Here is a 17653-nt window from a genome sequence, read left to right on the forward strand (position 1 = left end):
GTTGCTGGAACAAATAGGAACATACCTGCTGGCGGAATCTTGGCTGCGGATTGCAAAACAAGCTAATGTCTGGTCGTTGCCAGGCTTTGGCTTGTTTTTGTTTTGCTTGCTTCCTGTCACGAATGTATTCCTTGCGGTAGGGAAAAATGCTTTTAGAGGAGGTGAGCTCGCTGGCGCGGATTACTGCTGCTGCTACCGCTGTTCCTGCTTATGAAGTGACGCAAAAGGCTTCGATGGCCTTTGCCCGCCTGTTGTTCCAGGATGCTTTTCCGGACATCGACCGGCTGATCAGCATTTTTTCCCACAGCCGGATTCGCAAGCGGCACTTTTGCATGCCGCTGGAATGGTTCGGACAAGACCACAGCTTTGCCGAAAAAAACCGGTTGTACATACAACACGCTGTAGCTCTCGGTGCCGAGGCGGCGAAACGCTGCCTTGAGAACAGCAATTGCAGAATAGACGATATTGATTGCCTTGTATTCGTATCCAGTACGGGTATAGCCACACCCAGTATCGATGCCCACCTGCTGAACCGCCTGGGACTGCGCTCTGACATCACCCGCATTCCTCTGTGGGGGTTGGGCTGTGCGGGCGGAGCGATGGGACTCGCCCGCTCCTGCGAATATGTCAACGCCTACCCCAAGCGCCGGGTCCTGTTGCTCAGTGTGGAGTTGTGCGGCCTGACATTTATTCGCCAGGACGTTTCCAAAAGCAATCTGGTCGCCACCTGCCTGTTCGGGGACGGCGCTGCAGCTGTGCTCATCGAAGGGGATGAAGTGGTACATACAGGCGTCTCTGATCAGCCGCAGCTCCATTTTTGCGCTGCCCGCTCCAGGACGTGGTCCGATTCGCTCGATGTCATGGGCTGGGAAGTGACCGACCCGGGACTGAAAGTTGTCTTTTCCAGAGATATTCCCACCCTGATTCACAAATCCATGCGAGAAGAGCTGGAGAGCTTTCTTGCGCCCCTCGGCACAACCGTGGAGAAGCTGAGGCACTTTATTTTCCACCCGGGCGGCGCAAAGGTGCTGAACGCCTACCAACAAGCATTGCAGCTCCCCGCTGACTCGATCAGGTTTTCAGAAGAGGTTCTGCGGGATTACGGAAACATGTCGTCCCCTACCGTCCTCTTTGTGCTGGAAAAAAGCTTGCAGAAGCCGTGGTCGAAGGGAGAACAAGGCCTGCTAGCTGCCCTTGGTCCCGGCTTCAGCTCGGAATTCATCCTGCTGGAAGCGAGGTGAGGCCGTGTCCTTTTTCCTGATTGTCTATATGGCTGTTGTCCTCCAGCGCCTTCTGGAGCTCAGGCTCGCCTCGCGAAATGCCCGGTATTTGCGTTCGATTGGCGGGTATGAAGTCGGTGCTGACCATTACAAGTACATCGTATTTCTACATGTCGGTTTTTTTGCCGCGCTGCTGGCCGAGGGCATCTGGCGAAAAGGCATGCCTGCCCCTTGGTGGCCCCTGTCTTTTTCGCTCTTTCTATTCGCGCAGATTCTTCGCTACTGGTGTATCCTGACTCTCGGAAAACGTTGGAATACGCGGATCATCATCCTTCCCGGCGCTCCCCCGATTACACGCGGCCCTTACCGTTACATCCGGCATCCCAACTACTGGATCGTGACGATCGAGCTTTTCACACTGCCGCTGACCTTTTCCGCCTATGTTACAGCCATGTTCTTTACCATCTGCAATCTCTGGCTGCTGCTGCGGGTCCGTATCCCAGCCGAAGAACGAGCCGTATACAAGCATCGATAAAAAGAACCCGACGCTTCAAATCGGGTTCTTCCGCATGTTTATTTCACATGATCAGCGGGTAGATAGAAAGTACGATTTTTTTAAGTACCTTCCCATTTTCCATTACTGACACGAGGTGACCTGTTTTGAAAACGACCAGCATGGAAGGCCCCCATGAAGTAAAACACATCATCATCCGTGAATTTTACAGCATGATTGAGCACTTGCCTGATAACGATCAAACCGCCACGATTCAAAAACTAGTCCGTTACTTGCAAGGGCTGCTGCGCATCAAGCAGGTAATCCCGCCCGTCGTAGAGATCATGACCTTGATCAAGAAGGCAAAACCGACCTTGTACAGCGCCACACGCAGAACGGTGGCTGCCACCAGCAATCTGCATATGCTGTTTCAGGTTGACATGGACCCTGTGCTTGCTGAACAGCGCATGCGCGATTTTATAAAATAACGGTTGCCGATCAGGAGCTGAGGTTTTCTGGGTTGAGACATTCTAATTCCGGAATGACAAACCGGCCGTCCTTTCGGATCAGAACTTCGTCAAACCAGATCTCCCCTCCGCCCCAATCCGGTCGTTGGATCGATACCATGTCCCAGTGGACAGAGGATTTGTTTCCGTTGTACGCCTCGTCATAGCACTGGCCCGGCGTGAAGTGGAAGCTTCCGTCAATCTTTTCGTCAAACAGAATGTCCTTCATCGGATTTCGGATCAGCGGATTTACGCCGATCGCAAACTCTCCGATATAGCGCGCACCCTCGTCTGTATCCAGGATAGCGTTCAAGCGCTCCGTATCGTTGGCTGTCGCCTTCACGATTTTGCCCTGCTCAAAATGCAGGCAGACCTGTTCGAAAGTAAATCCGTTGTACGGAGTCGGCGCATTATGCGTAATCACTCCCTCTACGGAATCCCGTACCGGCGCTGTGTACACTTCTCCATCGGGAATATTGCGCAATCCGGCACATTTGACAGCCGGGATGTCCTTGATGGAAAAACGCAAATCAGTGCCTGGTCCTACGATTCGAACGCGATCTGTCCGGTTCATCAACGCAACAAGGCTATCCATCGCTTCGTTCATTTTACTGTAATCAAGGTTGCACACCTGGAAGTAAAACTGTTCGAAAGCATCGGTACTCATGTTCGCCAATTGCGCCATGGACGGATTCGGATAGCGCAACACCACCCATTTTGTCTCAGGCACCCGGACATCCATGACAGGCAGCTCGTAAAGACGCGAGTACATACTCATCCGATCAGCCGGCACATCTGCCATCTCATTGATGTTGTCGCCTGCGCGTATCCCGATATAACAGTCCATCTGTTTCATCAAGGCTGTCTCATGCTCCGCCAGCAGCGTCAGCTGTTGCTCTGTACACTCTTTGGCGAGCTCCCGTTTGATCTTCGGATCGACCAGTTGAACAAACGGGTTTCCTTTTGCCAGATACACCTCCCGAATGATCGCCTGAACCAGCTCAGGCGTATGGCCTACCGCATGTATCAGTACATTTTCTCCCGGCTGAACACGGACAGAATAAGAAACAAGATTGCGCGCCAATTCCTCCAAACGCGGATCTCTCATACGTTCACCCCTTTTTCAATTTTCTGACTCCCTTCTATTGTTCGCAATCAACCCTTGCAAGTCAATAAAAATTTTTTTATTAAAGACCGGCAGCTCGGACCGATTACACATACCTAAACAAAAAAGCAGCCTCTTCCCGGTGGAAAGAGACTGCTTTTTCGCGTTCATTTATTGGACTGTTCCTTATTTATCGCTATCGGATTCAGGAGCGGACCATACCCAGCCGGAACGAGTTCCAGTGTCAGCACCTTTGCTGGAAATGACGATGGTATTGTCCTCTGTCGGAGCAGCTACCCAACCAGTGCGTGCAGCTTCTTGGCTAACAACTGGAGAGATGACGATTGTTTCGTCTTCCTTCGGCATTTGAATCCAACCTGTCGGCTGAACATTTTGCGCCTGACCGCGCTCCAAAATGACATACTGGTCTTCTACCGGCATGTTTACCCAGCCTTGTGTTGGTGCTACGAAGGCACCCCGGTCGCTGACTACGATTGTTTGATCTTCCAGAGGGGCATTTACCCAGCCTTTAGCCGCAGCATTGCTGTCAATTTTATTGGTAATGGTGATCGTTTGATCTTCCAATGGCATGTTAATCCAGCCGCCTTGGCCGTTTCCAAATACAGGTTTTTCAGGTTGAGTCGCTACTTCTTTAGCAAATGCAGCGTTCGTAAACAGCGTTGCGCCCAGCACCATGGTTCCGAGCATGAGAGTTGTCATTTTTTTCATCATTCATACACTCCTGTCTTTTCACGCTGTCCATGAAATATCTCTTAGCCGCTATGCTACGCGATACCGGTTGCCCAACAGGCAAACGCGATCCTTCATTCCTCGAGGCCTTGTTTCATTTTTCGCAAATAGGTTGCAAACTGCTCAAGCTCTTCGTCGCTCAAGCTCTTCAACAAGCCCTTCATCAGGTTCCTTCGCTTGCATAGCAACCGTTCGATCAAGGGGATCGCTTTATCGGATACGGTTACCCAAACAACCCGCCGGTCCTGTTCATCGCGAATTCTGTTGACGTATCCGGCTTTCACCAGACGATTCAAAGCAATCGTCGTTGCACTGTTGGATTGCCGTAACACAGTTGCGAGATCCGAGACGGTACTGCGCTGCTTGTCGTAGAGGACACGGAGCAGTATGAATTGTTTTGGACTGATAACCTCATCTTCATCCAATAGCCAGTGACTGATAAAGTAACGGGCCATCTCGATAAAGGCTTGATCCAGTTCCTCGATTTGAACAGCGCGAGACATTTCGCTCACATCATCACCCATTTTCAGAAAGTAAATACTTTTACTATAAAACTATATAGCGTTTGGTTTTATAGTGCAAGTATTTCGATAGTTTCTGCGCATTTATGTACCCGCCTGAAAATAGGTTGATACGAGAGTGGACAATGCGTTTATGATTTAATATTTTTACTGTAAAACTAATTTGCAATGTCATATTACTTCATAATGAAAAACATGGCAAGATGTTTAATGGTGACGAATTTGTGAACAGGAGGCAAGTCCCATTTCCCACCGATTTCCATGAATCCGGCTTCTTCTTCGCTTTGAAAGCATGTATAATAAGAACATCTGTCGGTTTTTCCCCAAAACGTGAGAAGACCCGCTACATACAAAGATATGCCGACGGAGAAACTTGTACATGGGAGATTGCTTATGGAACAAATTGAACGTGCTGCCAAGTGGAAAACAGAATTGCTTGATTGGGTAAAATCGTTTGTCTTGATTGGCGGACTCACCGCTTTTATCTATGTCTTTGTCATGGCGCCTTATGTTGTACAAGGCCGCTCCATGGAAAGCACACTGCACGACCGTGAACGCGTCATCGTCAACAAGGCCATCTTCTATTTGAAGAACCCGCAAATCGGTGATATCGTCATCATTCACCCGGATGCTTCGGGGGAAAATTGGATCAAGCGGGTCGTCGCCCTGGCCGGCGATACGGTAGAAGCGAAAAACGACCAATTGTACGTAAACGGCCAGCCTGTCAACGAGCCGTTCCTGACAGCCAACAAATTAAAAGCTGCTGCTGAAGGTGTCACGCTGACGGAAGATTTTGGACCGATCACAGTTCCGGAAGGACATATCTTCGTGATGGGTGACAACCGTAACAACAGCATGGACAGCCGTGCAATCGGGCCTGTCAGCCTTGATCATGTCGTGGGACGGGCCGAGCTTGTCTACTGGCCGCTGGGAAGCATCCGTCTGCCCAAGTAATTGCAAGCGAGTAATGAATCCTCTTCCTTTCGCTCATCCTATGATGGTACGGCATAACGATCATCAGGAGGTTGGGAAGATGCACAATTTGCAACATACTCAGCAGGAAATCGCTCAGTGCAAGCAAATCGCTCAGCAAATGATTCAGCAAACGATGCAAGCGAGCAATACGTATCGGCAAATGCTCCAACAGGAACAGCAAAACGCAGCCACTCTGCAACAGCTTGCTGCGCGTGAATTTGAGGCCGTTCGGATGATTCAACAGGCTTTGCAAGGACATGATACGGCTATCCGGCAGCTGCAGCAGGTCATCTCTTACTGCGATCAAATGGAACGCGAGCTGCTTCAAAGATCGTACCAGCAGCAGACCGCTTTCTCTCAGCCGTCTTTGACCGCAGTTACGGGAAGACAGTAGCTGTTATTACCGGGAGTCCTGGCTGCCTGGATTTATCCGGGAAACCATTCAAAAAACATGCAAAGAGCATGACGCGGGGGATTGTCCGTCCTTCCCGCGTCTTTTTGTTTGGGAGCAGTTCTCTGTGCAATGACAAAAAAATACCGCCAGATAGCAGCTACCTGGCGGATGGTTTCCTTGAAGCGAATTGGTCCTGTTTGTTTACGATTGGCTTTGCACAGCAACAGCATCCTGGAAGTATTCCTCCAGCGTGATGCCCTTTTCCATGATTTCTTTGGCCATCGTCGTTCCTACATACCGCAAATGCCACGGTTCATACGCATAGCCCGTGATCTCTTCCTTGCCCTTTGGATAGCGGATGATAAAGCCGTGCTCTGCACAGTGAGCGGCGAGCCACTTTCCTTCCGGCGTATCGGCAAACGGCTCTTCCAGTCTGGTCCGGGAATCGGCACCGGAAACGTCCATGGCAAGCCCGGTCTGGTGTTCGCTTTTGCCGGGATTGGCACTGTAACGGGCAGCGTGCTCTGCTCCCTGCGTCTTTACGTAGCCGTCAAAGAGCGATTTTTGCGTCCGGTAGGAACGATATCCCGACACGCCGTACAACTGGATTCCGTCTTTCTCCGCGGCGGCAAACAGCGATTCGAGAGCACGAGCGGCGGGCTCGCGGAGAAGCTTTTTCTCAGCCTTGCCGGAAAACGGGAAGGGGACGTTTGGTTCCGTTAATCCTGGCGGGATATAATCGACAGGCAGCGAGCGCTGCTTGTTCACAACAACTGCAAGATCAGTAGGATTGGTTACAGTCGGAACACTGTTTACCATCATAATGGTTTCAGCAAGCGACGATTTCACCGTAATTTGAGCCGTTTTGGTTTGCCCCTGATATTCTACGGTTACCTCTGCCTTGGAGCCGATCGCTGCGTGCTCGGAAATGGCCAGCTTGCCATCCGGCGATACCGTTGCTACGTCTGGCGCAGAAATGTGGTACGTGACTCCTTCTCCATGAGGCAGTGCTTTCTCGCTTCCCGGAGCGAGGACAAATGTCTCAGGAATGGCATTCCAGTCGATAGATGGCGCTTCTGGAATCGTCGTCTCTTCTCCTGTCGCTTGTCCTTCCGGTGCCGTAGTCGATTGTCCGCCTGATCCAGAGATCCACGTGCTGACATCCGGAGCTTCACATCCTCCCAGAAGCGCGCCGGAAAGTGCGGCTGCGACAGCGAGAATGACTGTTGGTTGCTTTTTCATCGGTTATGCCTCCTGGTTTCCATCAAGACAAATACAGTCTTCAGTGTCTTTACTACCTTACCATGTATGAAGACGTATGAAAAGAATGGAACGTAACGGGCCAATTGGCTGCCGCGACTCATTTTATTCTGCCGCCAAGCGCTGAATCAAAGGCACAAGCCAATCAGAGAGCGACCGAAACGCATAGCCTTCCCTCCGGGCTTTGCCCGTATCCAGAACATAGGAATCCGGGATCGCAAACGGAGACAGCTGTTCGGCCGTACCGCCGGTCAAGATTCGGGCCGGTTTGCCGATTGCGTCTTCGACTGCACCGAGCAGTTGGGGAAGTGTCCATGCGTCGTCAGAACAAGCGTTGTAGGGCCCGCAAGCCTGAGCGGATTCGCCAGCCCACTGCAGAAACCGGGCCGCTTCGTCCGCGTCTATATAGGATTGCCTCGCATGCGGGTTTCCGACATAGATCTCTTTTTGAGCTCGTATCTGGTCCACATAAAAATGCAGCCTCTTGGTATAATCCTCCACACCCAAAACGATGGGAAATCTGACGGCAATCACCGGAAAGCCGGCTTTTTGAAACAAGGCGGCCTCCGCTTGCCGTTTTCCCTCTTCATAGGAGACCTCTTCTCTCGTACCGGCTGTGATCGGATATGAATACGGGTCAAAATCAGCTTCCCTCCTGATCAGCGGAGAGTGTTCGTACACAGCTCTTGAGGAAGTGACGACGAGTCTCTTTACTTTCCCCTCCAATACTTGCAAAATGTGGCTCGCATTTGCTCCCGTGTAGCAGAGACTGTCAAAGACCAGCTCCCATTCAGAGCTTCCGATGCGTTTCAAGGAATCCAGATCATTCCGGTCTACCTGCATACGGGCAATCTCGTTTCCAAACGGGTCGGCTTGCCTTCCCCTGGTGGCGATCGTGACGTCATAACCGCTATCAACGAGACCTTTTACCAGCCTTTTTCCAAAAAATCGCGTCCCACCCAATACCAGAACTTTTTTCATCTCGCACTCCTCTTTCTTTTTTTTTGGTTGTCGGTAAACTACTTCTCCTATTTCGCACGCATCCCCTGCTCTCTTTGCATGAAGAAAGGGAGCCCAGTCTTGGAGTGGTCAAGACCCCATTTAGTGGACAGTAAGAAAAAACCCGACCGTTAGACCGACAGCTGACGTCTGAATTCAACAGGCGTCAGCCTTTTTAATTTTCGTTGTGGTCGACTTTGGTTGTAGAATTGAATATATTCCTCAATTCGCCTTTGTGCCTCATCCACACTTCGGATATCATAAGGGTAGAGCCCTTCCGTTTTGAGATGCGAGAAGAAGCTCTCCATCGAGGCATTATCATAACAGTTGCCTCTCCGAGACATGCTGATTTGGGCGCCAACCTTCGGCAACATGTCGTGGTAAGCGTAGGACGTGTACTGGAATCCCTGATCGCTGTGAACGATCAGTCCAGTCACGTCTTTCGTCTTTTTAAAGGCTTTCTCAAAGGTCCGTAGGACCAACTGATTGTCGTTGCGAACTCCAATGTGGTAAGCCACAATCTCATTATTAAACAAATCCTTAATAGCAGACAGGTAGAGCCACGTATCCGCGACACGATACTGTGTGACATCGGTTACCCATTTTCGATTAGGTGCATCCGCTTTGAAATTCCGCTGCATCACATTCTCAGCGACTCGTCCACCTTCGGTTGAAGCATAGTGACCTCGATATTTGCGGCGTATTCGAGAACGGAGCTTCATTTCTTGCATCAGACGTAGTACCTTCTTATGGTTGACCCATACCCCGTGATCTCGTAAGAGAAACAGCTGGGTTTGTCGATACCCATATTTACCATCATACTTCTTATAAACTACTTTGATGAGGTCTTTCACGGGCTTGTCCCGGTCCGCTTGTTGCCGTTTCAAGTATGCATAGTATCCACTTCTTGAGACTCCAAACAGCTTGCAAAGTTCACTAGTCGTATACTCACCAGCTACTTGCTTGATCGCCTCATACTTATGGGCTGCACCTCCCGCATCCAGATTTTCAAACACTTTTTTAGCATCGAGTTCTCTCGTTTTAGCTTTTTAACATATCGATCTTGATCAACATATTCTTCACGTCTACCTCGTTGATCCATCAACCCAAATTCGCCTAACTGTTTATATTTTTTCATCCATACTTTAAGCCGGTGGCGGTCCGGAATCCCCAGATGCTCCATGATTCGACGGTATGTCCATCCTTCTTCGATATGCAGTCGTATGGCTTCCACCTTTAATTCGTGAGAATAACTTCTAAACGTTTGCCCCTTTTTCACCATAAAAAATGCACCCCTTAAATTTCATCGGATTTACCAGGGGTTTAATCCAATGTCCATTCTAAGGGGTGCACTTCAGAGCTCCCCATTGGCTTTTCATTTTGCTTGGTCCTGTCGGAATCCAGTCTCTATCTCCTATTGCTTTTGCAAGGAGACAACTTTTTCCTTGGCATCCCACGTCACCGTAAATCCTAGCCCCTCTGCTACTTTTTTGACGGGCAGAAAAGCGCGTCCGTCGATGAAGGCCTGCTCGCTCTGGAAGGAACCTGGTTTTGCGTGCAAGCCGAGCAGCAGTTTATCGGCCTGGACGTAAGGCTCGCCTTTGTACCAAGCCAGTTGATCTGCCGTATACGGATACAGGTTTCCGTTTACCTTTATCTGGAAGGCTGCTTTTGGCGATTCCTTCGGGGCGGGCGGCTCGGCAGACGTATACGCGACCGCGTCTACGCCCAGCACCGTTCCCTCACGGGTATTGTCGGCTCCGCCGTACATCCTGCCGTTTTCCAGGTCGTAGATGATCGCCTGCACGTTTCCGATGTTTTCCGGCTGTGCCTTGAACGCATGCCCCATCCCCATCAATTGAAGGATCACATCCTGATCAATGCCTGCCTCCCAACTGACCGTCGGATAGCTGCTGGAGAAAATCCGTGGAGAGAGGATCGCTTCCTGGATCGGCATATCGTGTTCCAGCACATTCAAAATCGTCTGGGAGACGGAGGCGATGATCGTCGAGCCGCCTGGCGATCCGACCGCCATAAACGGCTTGCCGTCCTTGAGCACAATCGTCGGCGTCATGCTGGAACGAGGCCGTTTCCCCGGCTCTACCTGGTTTACCCCTCCGGGAACAGCATCGAAGTCAGTCAGTTCATTGTTCAGCATGAAGCCGTAGCCCGGGACCATGATGCCGCTGCCAAACACGTCCTCGATCGTAGTCGTATAGGAAACGAGATTGCCCCACTTATCCATGACCGCAAAATGCGTAGTCTGTTTTACCGGAGACACCTCGACCTGAGACATGGCCTTCACCGCTTTTTTGCCCTCGTACCGCCATGGGTCTCCCGCCTTCACATCACTGCTTGCCTTTTCCGGGTTGATCAGCTTTCTCCGCTCACTGATATACTCATCATGGATCAACCCCTTTTTCGGCACCGGGTAAAAGTCCTCATCCGCCATATAAGCAGCCCGGTCGGCATACGCCAAATGATTCGCTTCGATCAGCCGATGGAGATACGCGGCAGAAAGAGGGCCGTCCTTCTTGTTGTCGAAGCCCTCCATCAGCTTCAAAATCTGGATCAGAGTCAAACCGCCAGAGCTGGGCGGAGCCATCGAGACTACCTCGTACCCGCGGAAAGTGCCCTTCACCGGCTCCCGTTCTTTTACCACATAATTTTTCAGATCCTGCATCGTCATGGCTCCGCCTGTGCGCTGGACCTCCTTGACCAAAGCCTCGCCGATCCCGCCCTTGTAAAGTGCATCGGTCCCTTTTTCCTTGATCAGCTTAAACGTTTTGGCCAGCTCCGGCTGAATCAGAAGCTCTCCCGGCTTCAGCGCCTTGCCATCCGGAACAAACACCCGGCCAGCCGTACCGTGTTTTTGGAGCTTCTCCGCAGAGTCCGCAATATGCTGGGCGGTGATCCAGTTCACCGGCACTCCTTTTTCGGCCAACGCGATGGCTGGATCGATCACTTCTCCCAGCTTCATTGTTCCGTACTTTTTCAAAGCAGTATCCAGTCCAAGCAGGGTACCCGGAACCCCCACTGCCTTTCCGTTGGTATGACGCTCTTCAAAAGGTACCGGCTTCCCGTCCTTATCCAAAAACAGCTTCGGATCAACTGCTTTCGGCGCCATTTCCCGACTGTCTATGACTGTGATTTTTCCTTCCTTTTTCAGGTAGATCATCATGAAGCCGCCGCCGCCAATGCCGGACATTTGCGGTTCGACGACATTTAGCGCCAGTTGAATACCGGCAGCGGCATCCACCGCATTGCCTCCCTGCTGCAGGATATCCTTGCCCACCTGTGCGGCTGCAGGATGGGATACCGCCACGATTCCTTTCGTCGCGCCCGTCGTTCCCTCGGGAATGCCCGGGACCTTGGCTTGCATGGGGACAGCCAGCAGCAAAAAAGAAGCTGCCGAAGAGACGATTGCTTGAAGCTTTGTCTTCGTCGTCGCTTTCACCTTCCTCATCCTTTCCTTCCCGTCTATGTATTGCCTAGCTTCATTATAATTTTGAATATTCCGACCAGTCAACGTGGAGAAAGTCTTATCCACCCGGAGAGGACAGCCGGAACGACGTCAGAACGAAAAAAACCCTTTCTCGTTTGCAGAAAAAGCCTTCTTTTCCTGCTTGCGAGAAAGGGATTTCGTCTGTCTTCCCATGACTGTTACGGCAAGATGACCAAATTGCTAGATACCGGCCGCTCTTTGCCTCCGGATGGACGGTTCAGCAGCTTGCCGTTGTAGAAGAAGGCACTGGAGCCGCCGCCGTCCAGATTATAGGCATCCACGACGTGAAACTCCTGCAGCTTCCGCTGAGCCTCTTCCAAGGTTACGCCGTTGCTCCACCCCTTGCGCCGGCCGTCGATGACGATCAGCAGCAAGTCGCCATTGTCAAAGTGACCAATCAGTGTCCGCGGCTGACGTGTATTCGCCCATTGCTTCGGTATCGTCATCCGCTTGCCGTTTTGGAGCAGGGTCGGCAGGAAGCTGGCCCCTTGCAAAATGCCCTTCTTGGTAATTTCAGCCTGAGAGGAAATCTTTCCTCCCACCAGTCGCCCGTTTTTGTTAAAGCCGACGAAGCTCAAATCCGTATTATTGGAAAACGTGCGAATCTTGCCGTCAACGACCGTTGTGCCAATCGGCGTCAAATATCCGCCTTTGCTCATAAAGCCCCCTGCATTGATCGCCAGTATGGCGCCAGTCCGTCGGGCTGCGTGACTCGTCGTCTCTCCGCGACTTTTGACCGAATCGCCCGCGAGCACCATCTTGAGGGCATTTGGATTGTTTAAGCGGACTTTGGCCATGTACCCCCGATAGCCTGCTTCCTCCAGGGAGTAGACCTTGACCGTTGCATTTTTGCCAAAGGTTTGGCCAATCGGGTTGCCGAGCATGTTGGCCAGGAGCTTGTCCAAGACGTCCGCCGATTTTTGCGTTTGCGACTTGCTGGCCTCCAGAAGGTTGTGGATCGATTGGTTCTGCTTCTCGTACTCTTCTTTTTCCTTGGTGGCTTGCTCGCGGATGTCTTCGATCAGGAGTTCCGTATTGCGAAGCAGATCTTTCGTCTCGTTCATTTGCTCCTGCAGCATGGCCACCTGCTCGTTCGCGGCCTTTGCTGATAATGCCAACCCTTCGTAAGGCAGCTTGTCTACCGGATTGGCCTGGGAGAACGCCAGCAAAAAGCCGACAGCTGGAGCGAGCAGAAACGCAAAGAAGCGATGGATCTTACCAAGCACGAGCCGCATCCTCCAGTTTTTTCAGCGAAGCTTTCAAATCGACCAGTTGTTTGTTCAATTGATCGATCCGATCCTGCAGGGCCTGCTTCGTCTTATTGCTTCCGCCGAGCGTCTCTCCAGTGAGCTGCAGCTCCTCCTCGATGTTGGAAAGCCCGCTTTGGACCTGCTTCATCTCATCTTGAACCAGTGCGATCTGCTCCTCCATCGCCTTCATTTGCTGAGCGTTCTGCGTCTGTATCGCCTGAATTTGCTGGCTGACCAGCTGCTGCTGCTTGTCCAATGTATGTACGGCAAAAGCGTACCCGGCCCAAGCCAGCCCTCCCCACAGCACAACAGCCAGGACGATTGGAACGGCTGAGCGTTTCTCCTCCGAGCGGGGCGCTAGCGTTTGAAACAAGCTTTTAAACAAACCGTTGCGCTTCCGTCTTCCCTGCTTGCTTTGATCGGGAGCATGTAACGTTGTGGATGGTGACGACGATGCGGACAAAATTTTGTCGCTCATCAGTTCCCCCTCCTTTCGTGTGACAAAGAATGAGGTTTTATTATATCATAAAACAATTTTCGACACCTCTTTGCGCAAAAGATCAGGACCATCGTCCTGATCTTTATCTTCCGATCATCCATTCATGCTTGAGCTGCTCATGAAGCCGCAGGACAAACCCGACCGGATGCGCTTCCGCCGCCTGTCCATCCGGCCAATCGATCCGCGTGCAGATGCGGCGAACAATCTGCATGGCCAGTTCAATCCGTTTCCCCTCAGACAAAGAGGGAAGTCTGTCTACGAAGGTTGCCAGCAGGTTCCAGTCCTCACGTGTAATGGCCCGCTTTTGCCGCTCGTCGAGCAGTACCGGCGGGGCTTCCGCCTTCCATCTCTCCACCTGTCTGCCCCATCGTCCGCGAAAACGGGTACGGGCCGCGCCTTCCTCGACCACAACGATCGTCCCTGCCACCAGGTCGCCGATCCGCTTGTCTCGCGGATGAAAAAACGAAACGATGCTTCCCAGCAAGTAGCCGGTCGGCAGGCTGTCAATAATCCGAAACAGATTGCGGATCACCGCTGACAAAAACGTTAGTGATTGACCATTCTCCTGAATCACACGGATTTTCATCCATTTTTTGCCAGGCGTCTGACCGGCTCGAAAGTATTCCCAGACAAAGAAGTAGCCAAAGTTGAACAGGAACAGCGCGATCATTATAATGGCAATCGCATAGCTCTCCGACTCCAGGAAAATATCCTCTCCATTTCCAAAAACAACTATGCCAAACAAAATAAATACAGTAATATTAACCAAGAGAAGCAGCCCTGTATCGATCAGATGAGCAGCCGCCCTGCTACCGAGACCGGCTGTCTGAAACCTTAGCTGGACGTGCTCCGGTGTGACGATGGCAACTTCTCGTCCCGCCTGGTTTGGTATGTGTTGTTCATTCATGCCGGTGCTTCACCCTTCCTGTACACTACACTCTTTATGAAAAAATTGAAAGGAGGCCCTTTTCGTGAATCTGACATCATTTTGGCAGGCGCACAAAGCAACCTGGGCTGAGCTCGACCGCTTGCTGGAGCACTTTCAAAAGCGCCCCCGTTCTATCGGGGCGGTGGAAATAGACCGTCTGACGCTTCTGTACAAAAAAGCTTCCGCCCATTTGGCTTATATCCGAACCTACCATCCAAACGATGAGGTGACCCGCTATTTAAACCAACTGGTAGCACGGGCCCACAACATCGCTTATCAACAGCAGTCCAGCAGTCTCGGGCAGCTGTCCCGCTTTTTTTGGGTCCATCTGTTTTCGCTGGTGCACAAGCGGATCTGGTTCATCGGCCTGGCCGGGCTCCTGTTTGCCATTGGCGGAATTTCCGGCTTTGCAGCAGTCATGGTCGATCCATTGAATCTGTATTACGTGCTGCCGGAGGGAATGGCTGCCCAAATCGATCCCAGCCGACTGGGAGAAGGCCATGATGCCATCAACAGTCCGCTTATGTCCACCGCGATCATGCTGAATAACATCAAGGTGGCATTTCTGGCCTTTATCAGCGGCATTACGCTCGGCGTGTTCCCCGTTTACCTGCTGCTTTTCAACGGCCTGTTGGTCGGAGCGTTGGCATCTGTCTACAGCCAGGCTGACAGCAGCTATGCCTTCTGGGCTTACATCCTGCCTCATGGCGTGATCGAGCTGACGGCCATCTTTATTGCCGGAGGAGCCGGACTCCACATGGGCTATCGGCTCCTTGTACCCGGCATTTACCATCGCAAATTTCAGTTTTTGCAGGCAGCGAAGGAATCCGCACAGTTGCTGCTGGGCACGATGCCGCTGTTTGTCATCGCCGGGATCATCGAAGGGTACATTACTCCGTCTTCGCTCTCTTTGGAGGCGAAGTACAGTGTGGCCGTGCTGACGCTCCTCGCCTTGGCCGGCTGGTACCTCTACGGATTGTACCGCCATCGCCGCAGCAGCGGTCAGAGCGCTTCTCTCGACTTGATGTCCAAATAAGAGTTTACAACAGTCAGCGTCAATTGATCGGCCGGAATGTCCAGTACCTGGATGCCCGCGCCGATCATTTTTTGTTGAAACGCTTTGCGGTCCAGCCAGAAGCGCTGCGCCAGCGCCTTGATGTACGCCAGACGGCTGTCTTTGGTCTCCGTCCTGCTCCACTCATGCAGCAGCGGATCAGCCAGCGAGAGCAGCAGCAGCAAATGACTTCGCCGCAGTCTCCACAGGTATGCTCCCAATTGATCCTCCAGCAAGTAATTCTCCATGTCGGAGAAGAGGACGATCAGACTCCGCCGCTTCTGCTGCCGATGCAGGTACTCCAGTGCCTGCAGAGGATTGGATTCGACAAAATCGCTTTGCAGATCGTACACCGCTTCGACGAGCGTATGCAGGTGGGCGAGCCCGCGGCCAGGCGGCACATACGTTTTGATTTCGTGGGAAAAAGCGAGCAACGCTACTTGATCTCCCTGCTTCAACGCAACGGCAGCCAAGGTGAGCGCCGATTCGATGGTCAAATCCAGCTTCGTCTTCCCTTCCAGCTCGACGCCCATCATCCGCCCGCAGTCCAGGAGAATCGTCAGCACTTTGCCTTGTTCCGGACGGTATTGGTTTGTCATCAGACGCCTGCTCCGCGCTGAGGCAGACCAGTTTATGTAGCGTGGATCATCATCCTGCACATATTCGCGGATCGCATGAAATTCTGTACCGCTTCTCGTACGCAAGAGAATTTTTTTCCCGTCCACAATCAAGCTGTCCTGAAGGGACTGCAGATAGCCCCGGACGGCGGTGAGATCCGGATACACCTTGATCTTTTGTTCACAGGGGATTTTCGCCTGCTTTTCCCACAGCCGGATTTTTCCCTGATAGCGCAAATACAAATAGGACAGCGTAAACAATCCCCGCTCGTTTCCTCGCGTTGTGTACGATACCGTTTCATACTTTTGTTTCAGAATGCCCTCTACCGCTTCCGGGCGGTCAAAGGAGATGGGCAGATCGTCTCGCAATCGGAACAGGATCGGTTGACCGCTGTGGTTCTCCAGCTCGATTGACACCGTCAGTTCCTGGCCGATGTCGGTCTGCTCAGGCAGCCTGCGAACCGCTGCGATCTTCTTTGCTCGGGGCATCGTATACCAGTCGGCGATGCTCGCCAACAGCAGCAAAGCGTTGTACATCCAAAAAAGCGCATAACCGAGTCCGGCCAGCGAGCCTGCCGCAGCGACTGCAGCACCACACCCGAGCAGGATGATCATTCTCTTGGTGGGCAGCACGCCATTTTCCAGCAGCCTGTTAACGAGGGACCGGAATGGCCGCGAGCGTTTCGTCGATGATGTGGTCACTGTTTCCCCCCTCCAATTCCACTTGTGGAGCCACAATCAGCCGGTGACGGAGGGCTGGACGGGCGACAGCCTTGACATCGTCTGGTGTGACATACATCCGGTTATCGAGCAAAGCCCATGCCTTGCTTGCCATGAGTACGGCGATGCCTGCACGCGAACTGGCTCCCAGCAATAGTCTCTTTGTCTCCCGCGTCTTGCGGATGATCGTCGTGATGTAGGCGAGAATTTGCTCCTCCACCACTACGTCCTCCAGCTTTTGCCGCTGCAAAACAATCTCCTCGATTCCGCATACGACCGTTTCGCTCTCCTTCTTTTCGGCAAAGAACGGAACATGCTGCTTCAATATCTCCAGTTCCTGCTCCTGTGACGGATAATCTACCTGCAGCTTGAACAAAAACCGGTCCAACTGTGCTTCCGGCAATACATAGGTCCCCTCGTACTCAACCGGGTTTTGGGTAGCCATGACAAAAAACGGATTCGGCAGCTCGTAAGTGACCCCGTGTATCGTCACCTGGCGCTCTTCCATTGCTTCCAGCAGCGCTGCCTGTGTCTTTGGCGGGGTACGGTTGATCTCGTCCGCCAGCAGCAGATTGGAAAAAATCGGTCCTTTAAGGGTTTCGAACGAGTTTTGCTGCATATTGAAAACGACGTTTCCGACAATGTCGCTCGGCATCAGGTCAGGCGTAAATTGAATCCTTCTGTATTCACCGCCAATCAGCCGTGAAAGGGTCCGGACCATTTTGGTTTTCCCGATGCCGGGCACCCCCTCCAGCAGAACATGGCCTCCAGCCAGCATGGCGGTAATCAGCAGGCGGATATTTTGCCGTTGTCCGAATACGTGCTTCTCCATTTCCTGTAGCAATTGCTGCACGTTT

19 protein-coding genes are annotated in these 17653 nt (G+C 52.1%); 6 read left to right on the forward strand and 13 right to left on the reverse strand.

The window, feature by feature from the left end; translation table 11 throughout:
* Positions 1–146: 146 nt before the first annotated feature.
* The 3 genes from NST37_RS15430 to NST37_RS15440 all read left to right on the forward strand — a co-directional run bounded on the left by NST37_RS15430 (position 147) and on the right by NST37_RS15440 (position 2201).
* Positions 147–1241 (forward strand): 3-oxoacyl-[acyl-carrier-protein] synthase III C-terminal domain-containing protein, encoded by a 1095-nt coding sequence (locus NST37_RS15430; protein WP_172921139.1) that lies wholly within the window; start codon positions 147–149, stop codon positions 1239–1241.
* Positions 1242–1245: 4 nt separating this feature from the next.
* Positions 1246–1755, forward strand: coding sequence for an isoprenylcysteine carboxylmethyltransferase family protein (locus NST37_RS15435; protein ID WP_024982972.1), 510 nt, complete (start codon positions 1246–1248; stop codon positions 1753–1755).
* Positions 1756–1880: 125 nt separating this feature from the next.
* On the forward strand, positions 1881–2201 hold the full coding sequence (locus NST37_RS15440) for a hypothetical protein (protein ID WP_003386074.1): 321 nt from the start codon (positions 1881–1883) through the stop codon (positions 2199–2201).
* 10 nt (positions 2202–2211) lie between these two features.
* On the opposite strand, the gene NST37_RS15445 is transcribed toward NST37_RS15440, so the two are convergent.
* The 3 genes from NST37_RS15445 to NST37_RS15455 form a co-directional block, all read right to left on the reverse strand.
* On the reverse strand, positions 2212–3327 hold the full coding sequence (locus NST37_RS15445) for an aminopeptidase (protein WP_171506389.1): 1116 nt from the start codon (positions 3325–3327) through the stop codon (positions 2212–2214).
* A gap of 183 nt (positions 3328–3510) precedes the next feature.
* Positions 3511–4056 (reverse strand): hypothetical protein, encoded by a 546-nt coding sequence (locus NST37_RS15450; RefSeq protein WP_024982970.1) that lies wholly within the window; start codon positions 4054–4056, stop codon positions 3511–3513.
* Between the two features lie 92 nt (positions 4057–4148).
* Positions 4149–4577 (reverse strand): MarR family transcriptional regulator, encoded by a 429-nt coding sequence (locus NST37_RS15455; RefSeq protein ID WP_003386079.1) that lies wholly within the window; start codon positions 4575–4577, stop codon positions 4149–4151.
* A 411-nt stretch (positions 4578–4988) separates the two neighbouring features.
* Here NST37_RS15455 and lepB point away from each other — a divergent pair, with 411 nt between their 5' ends.
* Both lepB and NST37_RS15465 read left to right on the forward strand, forming a co-directional pair.
* On the forward strand, positions 4989–5549 hold the full coding sequence (lepB, locus tag NST37_RS15460; RefSeq protein WP_003386080.1) for a signal peptidase I: 561 nt from the start codon (positions 4989–4991) through the stop codon (positions 5547–5549).
* Between the two features lie 79 nt (positions 5550–5628).
* Positions 5629–5964, forward strand: a complete 336-nt coding sequence (locus tag NST37_RS15465; RefSeq protein ID WP_003386081.1) for a hypothetical protein — start codon at positions 5629–5631, stop codon at positions 5962–5964.
* A 201-nt stretch (positions 5965–6165) separates the two neighbouring features.
* On the opposite strand, the gene NST37_RS15470 is transcribed toward NST37_RS15465, so the two are convergent.
* From NST37_RS15470 to NST37_RS15505, 8 genes are all read right to left on the reverse strand, one after another.
* The gene (locus NST37_RS15470; protein ID WP_024982968.1) at positions 6166–7206 is read right to left on the reverse strand and encodes a M15 family metallopeptidase; all 1041 of its coding nucleotides are present in this window, start codon (positions 7204–7206) and stop codon (positions 6166–6168) included.
* A gap of 123 nt (positions 7207–7329) precedes the next feature.
* On the reverse strand, positions 7330–8205 hold the full coding sequence (locus NST37_RS15475; protein ID WP_024982967.1) for an NAD-dependent epimerase/dehydratase family protein: 876 nt from the start codon (positions 8203–8205) through the stop codon (positions 7330–7332).
* Positions 8206–8354: 149 nt separating this feature from the next.
* Positions 8355–9239: an IS3 family transposase gene (locus tag NST37_RS15480; RefSeq protein WP_155808033.1), complete on the reverse strand. Its 885-nt coding sequence runs from the start codon at positions 9237–9239 to the stop codon at positions 8355–8357.
* Entirely contained in the window at positions 9179–9505 is a 327-nt protein-coding gene (locus NST37_RS15485; RefSeq protein ID WP_024985204.1) for a helix-turn-helix domain-containing protein, read from the reverse strand. Before NST37_RS15485 ends, NST37_RS15480 begins: the two co-directional genes overlap by 61 nt.
* A gap of 132 nt (positions 9506–9637) precedes the next feature.
* The gene (gene ggt, locus NST37_RS15490) at positions 9638–11605 is read right to left on the reverse strand and encodes a gamma-glutamyltransferase (protein WP_228006904.1); all 1968 of its coding nucleotides are present in this window, start codon (positions 11603–11605) and stop codon (positions 9638–9640) included.
* 281 nt (positions 11606–11886) lie between these two features.
* Positions 11887–12963 carry a phosphodiester glycosidase family protein gene (locus tag NST37_RS15495; RefSeq protein WP_122958701.1) on the reverse strand — a complete coding sequence of 359 codons (1077 nt, stop codon included), beginning with the start codon at positions 12961–12963 and terminating at the stop codon, positions 11887–11889.
* Positions 12944–13456: a hypothetical protein gene (locus NST37_RS15500; RefSeq protein ID WP_003386089.1), complete on the reverse strand. Its 513-nt coding sequence runs from the start codon at positions 13454–13456 to the stop codon at positions 12944–12946. The genes NST37_RS15495 and NST37_RS15500 overlap by 20 nt, the downstream gene beginning before the upstream one ends.
* Positions 13457–13559: 103 nt before the next feature.
* The gene (locus NST37_RS15505) at positions 13560–14384 is read right to left on the reverse strand and encodes an RDD family protein (RefSeq protein WP_003386090.1); all 825 of its coding nucleotides are present in this window, start codon (positions 14382–14384) and stop codon (positions 13560–13562) included.
* Between the two features lie 64 nt (positions 14385–14448).
* Between NST37_RS15505 and NST37_RS15510 the strand changes: the two genes are divergently transcribed.
* Positions 14449–15441 (forward strand): stage II sporulation protein M, encoded by a 993-nt coding sequence (locus NST37_RS15510; RefSeq protein WP_031932938.1) that lies wholly within the window; start codon positions 14449–14451, stop codon positions 15439–15441.
* Here NST37_RS15510 and NST37_RS15515 read toward each other — a convergent pair.
* Positions 15408–16778 carry a DUF58 domain-containing protein gene (locus tag NST37_RS15515; RefSeq protein ID WP_024982964.1) on the reverse strand — a complete coding sequence of 457 codons (1371 nt, stop codon included), beginning with the start codon at positions 16776–16778 and terminating at the stop codon, positions 15408–15410. The genes NST37_RS15510 and NST37_RS15515 overlap by 34 nt on opposite strands.
* On the reverse strand, positions 16729–17649 hold the full coding sequence (locus NST37_RS15520; protein ID WP_003386093.1) for a MoxR family ATPase: 921 nt from the start codon (positions 17647–17649) through the stop codon (positions 16729–16731). The genes NST37_RS15515 and NST37_RS15520 overlap by 50 nt, the downstream gene beginning before the upstream one ends.
* Between the last annotated feature and the right edge of the window lie 4 nt (positions 17650–17653).

The sequence above is a fragment of the Brevibacillus sp. FSL K6-6036 genome (genome assembly GCF_037964015.1).
GTDB lineage: Bacteria > Bacillota > Bacilli > Brevibacillales > Brevibacillaceae > Brevibacillus > Brevibacillus borstelensis.

Coding starts and splice junctions, on each gene's coding strand:
- NST37_RS15455 (WP_003386079.1), bottom strand. CDS start 4,577: ATGTCTCGCGCTGTTCAAATCGAGGAACTGGATCAAGCCTTTATCGAG.
- NST37_RS15430 (WP_172921139.1), top strand. CDS start 147: ATGCTTTTAGAGGAGGTGAGCTCGCTGGCGCGGATTACTGCTGCTGCT.
- NST37_RS15475 (WP_024982967.1), bottom strand. CDS start 8,205: ATGAAAAAAGTTCTGGTATTGGGTGGGACGCGATTTTTTGGAAAAAGG.
- NST37_RS15445 (WP_171506389.1), bottom strand. CDS start 3,327: ATGAGAGATCCGCGTTTGGAGGAATTGGCGCGCAATCTTGTTTCTTAT.
- NST37_RS15470 (WP_024982968.1), bottom strand. CDS start 7,206: ATGAAAAAGCAACCAACAGTCATTCTCGCTGTCGCAGCCGCACTTTCC.
- NST37_RS15505 (WP_003386090.1), bottom strand. CDS start 14,384: ATGAATGAACAACACATACCAAACCAGGCGGGACGAGAAGTTGCCATC.
- ggt (WP_228006904.1), bottom strand. CDS start 11,605: ATGCAAGCCAAGGTCCCGGGCATTCCCGAGGGAACGACGGGCGCGACG.
- NST37_RS15495 (WP_122958701.1), bottom strand. CDS start 12,963: ATGCGGCTCGTGCTTGGTAAGATCCATCGCTTCTTTGCGTTTCTGCTC.
- lepB (WP_003386080.1), top strand. CDS start 4,989: ATGGAACAAATTGAACGTGCTGCCAAGTGGAAAACAGAATTGCTTGAT.
- NST37_RS15465 (WP_003386081.1), top strand. CDS start 5,629: ATGCACAATTTGCAACATACTCAGCAGGAAATCGCTCAGTGCAAGCAA.
- NST37_RS15500 (WP_003386089.1), bottom strand. CDS start 13,456: ATGAGCGACAAAATTTTGTCCGCATCGTCGTCACCATCCACAACGTTA.
- NST37_RS15450 (WP_024982970.1), bottom strand. CDS start 4,056: ATGATGAAAAAAATGACAACTCTCATGCTCGGAACCATGGTGCTGGGC.
- NST37_RS15485 (WP_024985204.1), bottom strand. CDS start 9,505: ATGGTGAAAAAGGGGCAAACGTTTAGAAGTTATTCTCACGAATTAAAG.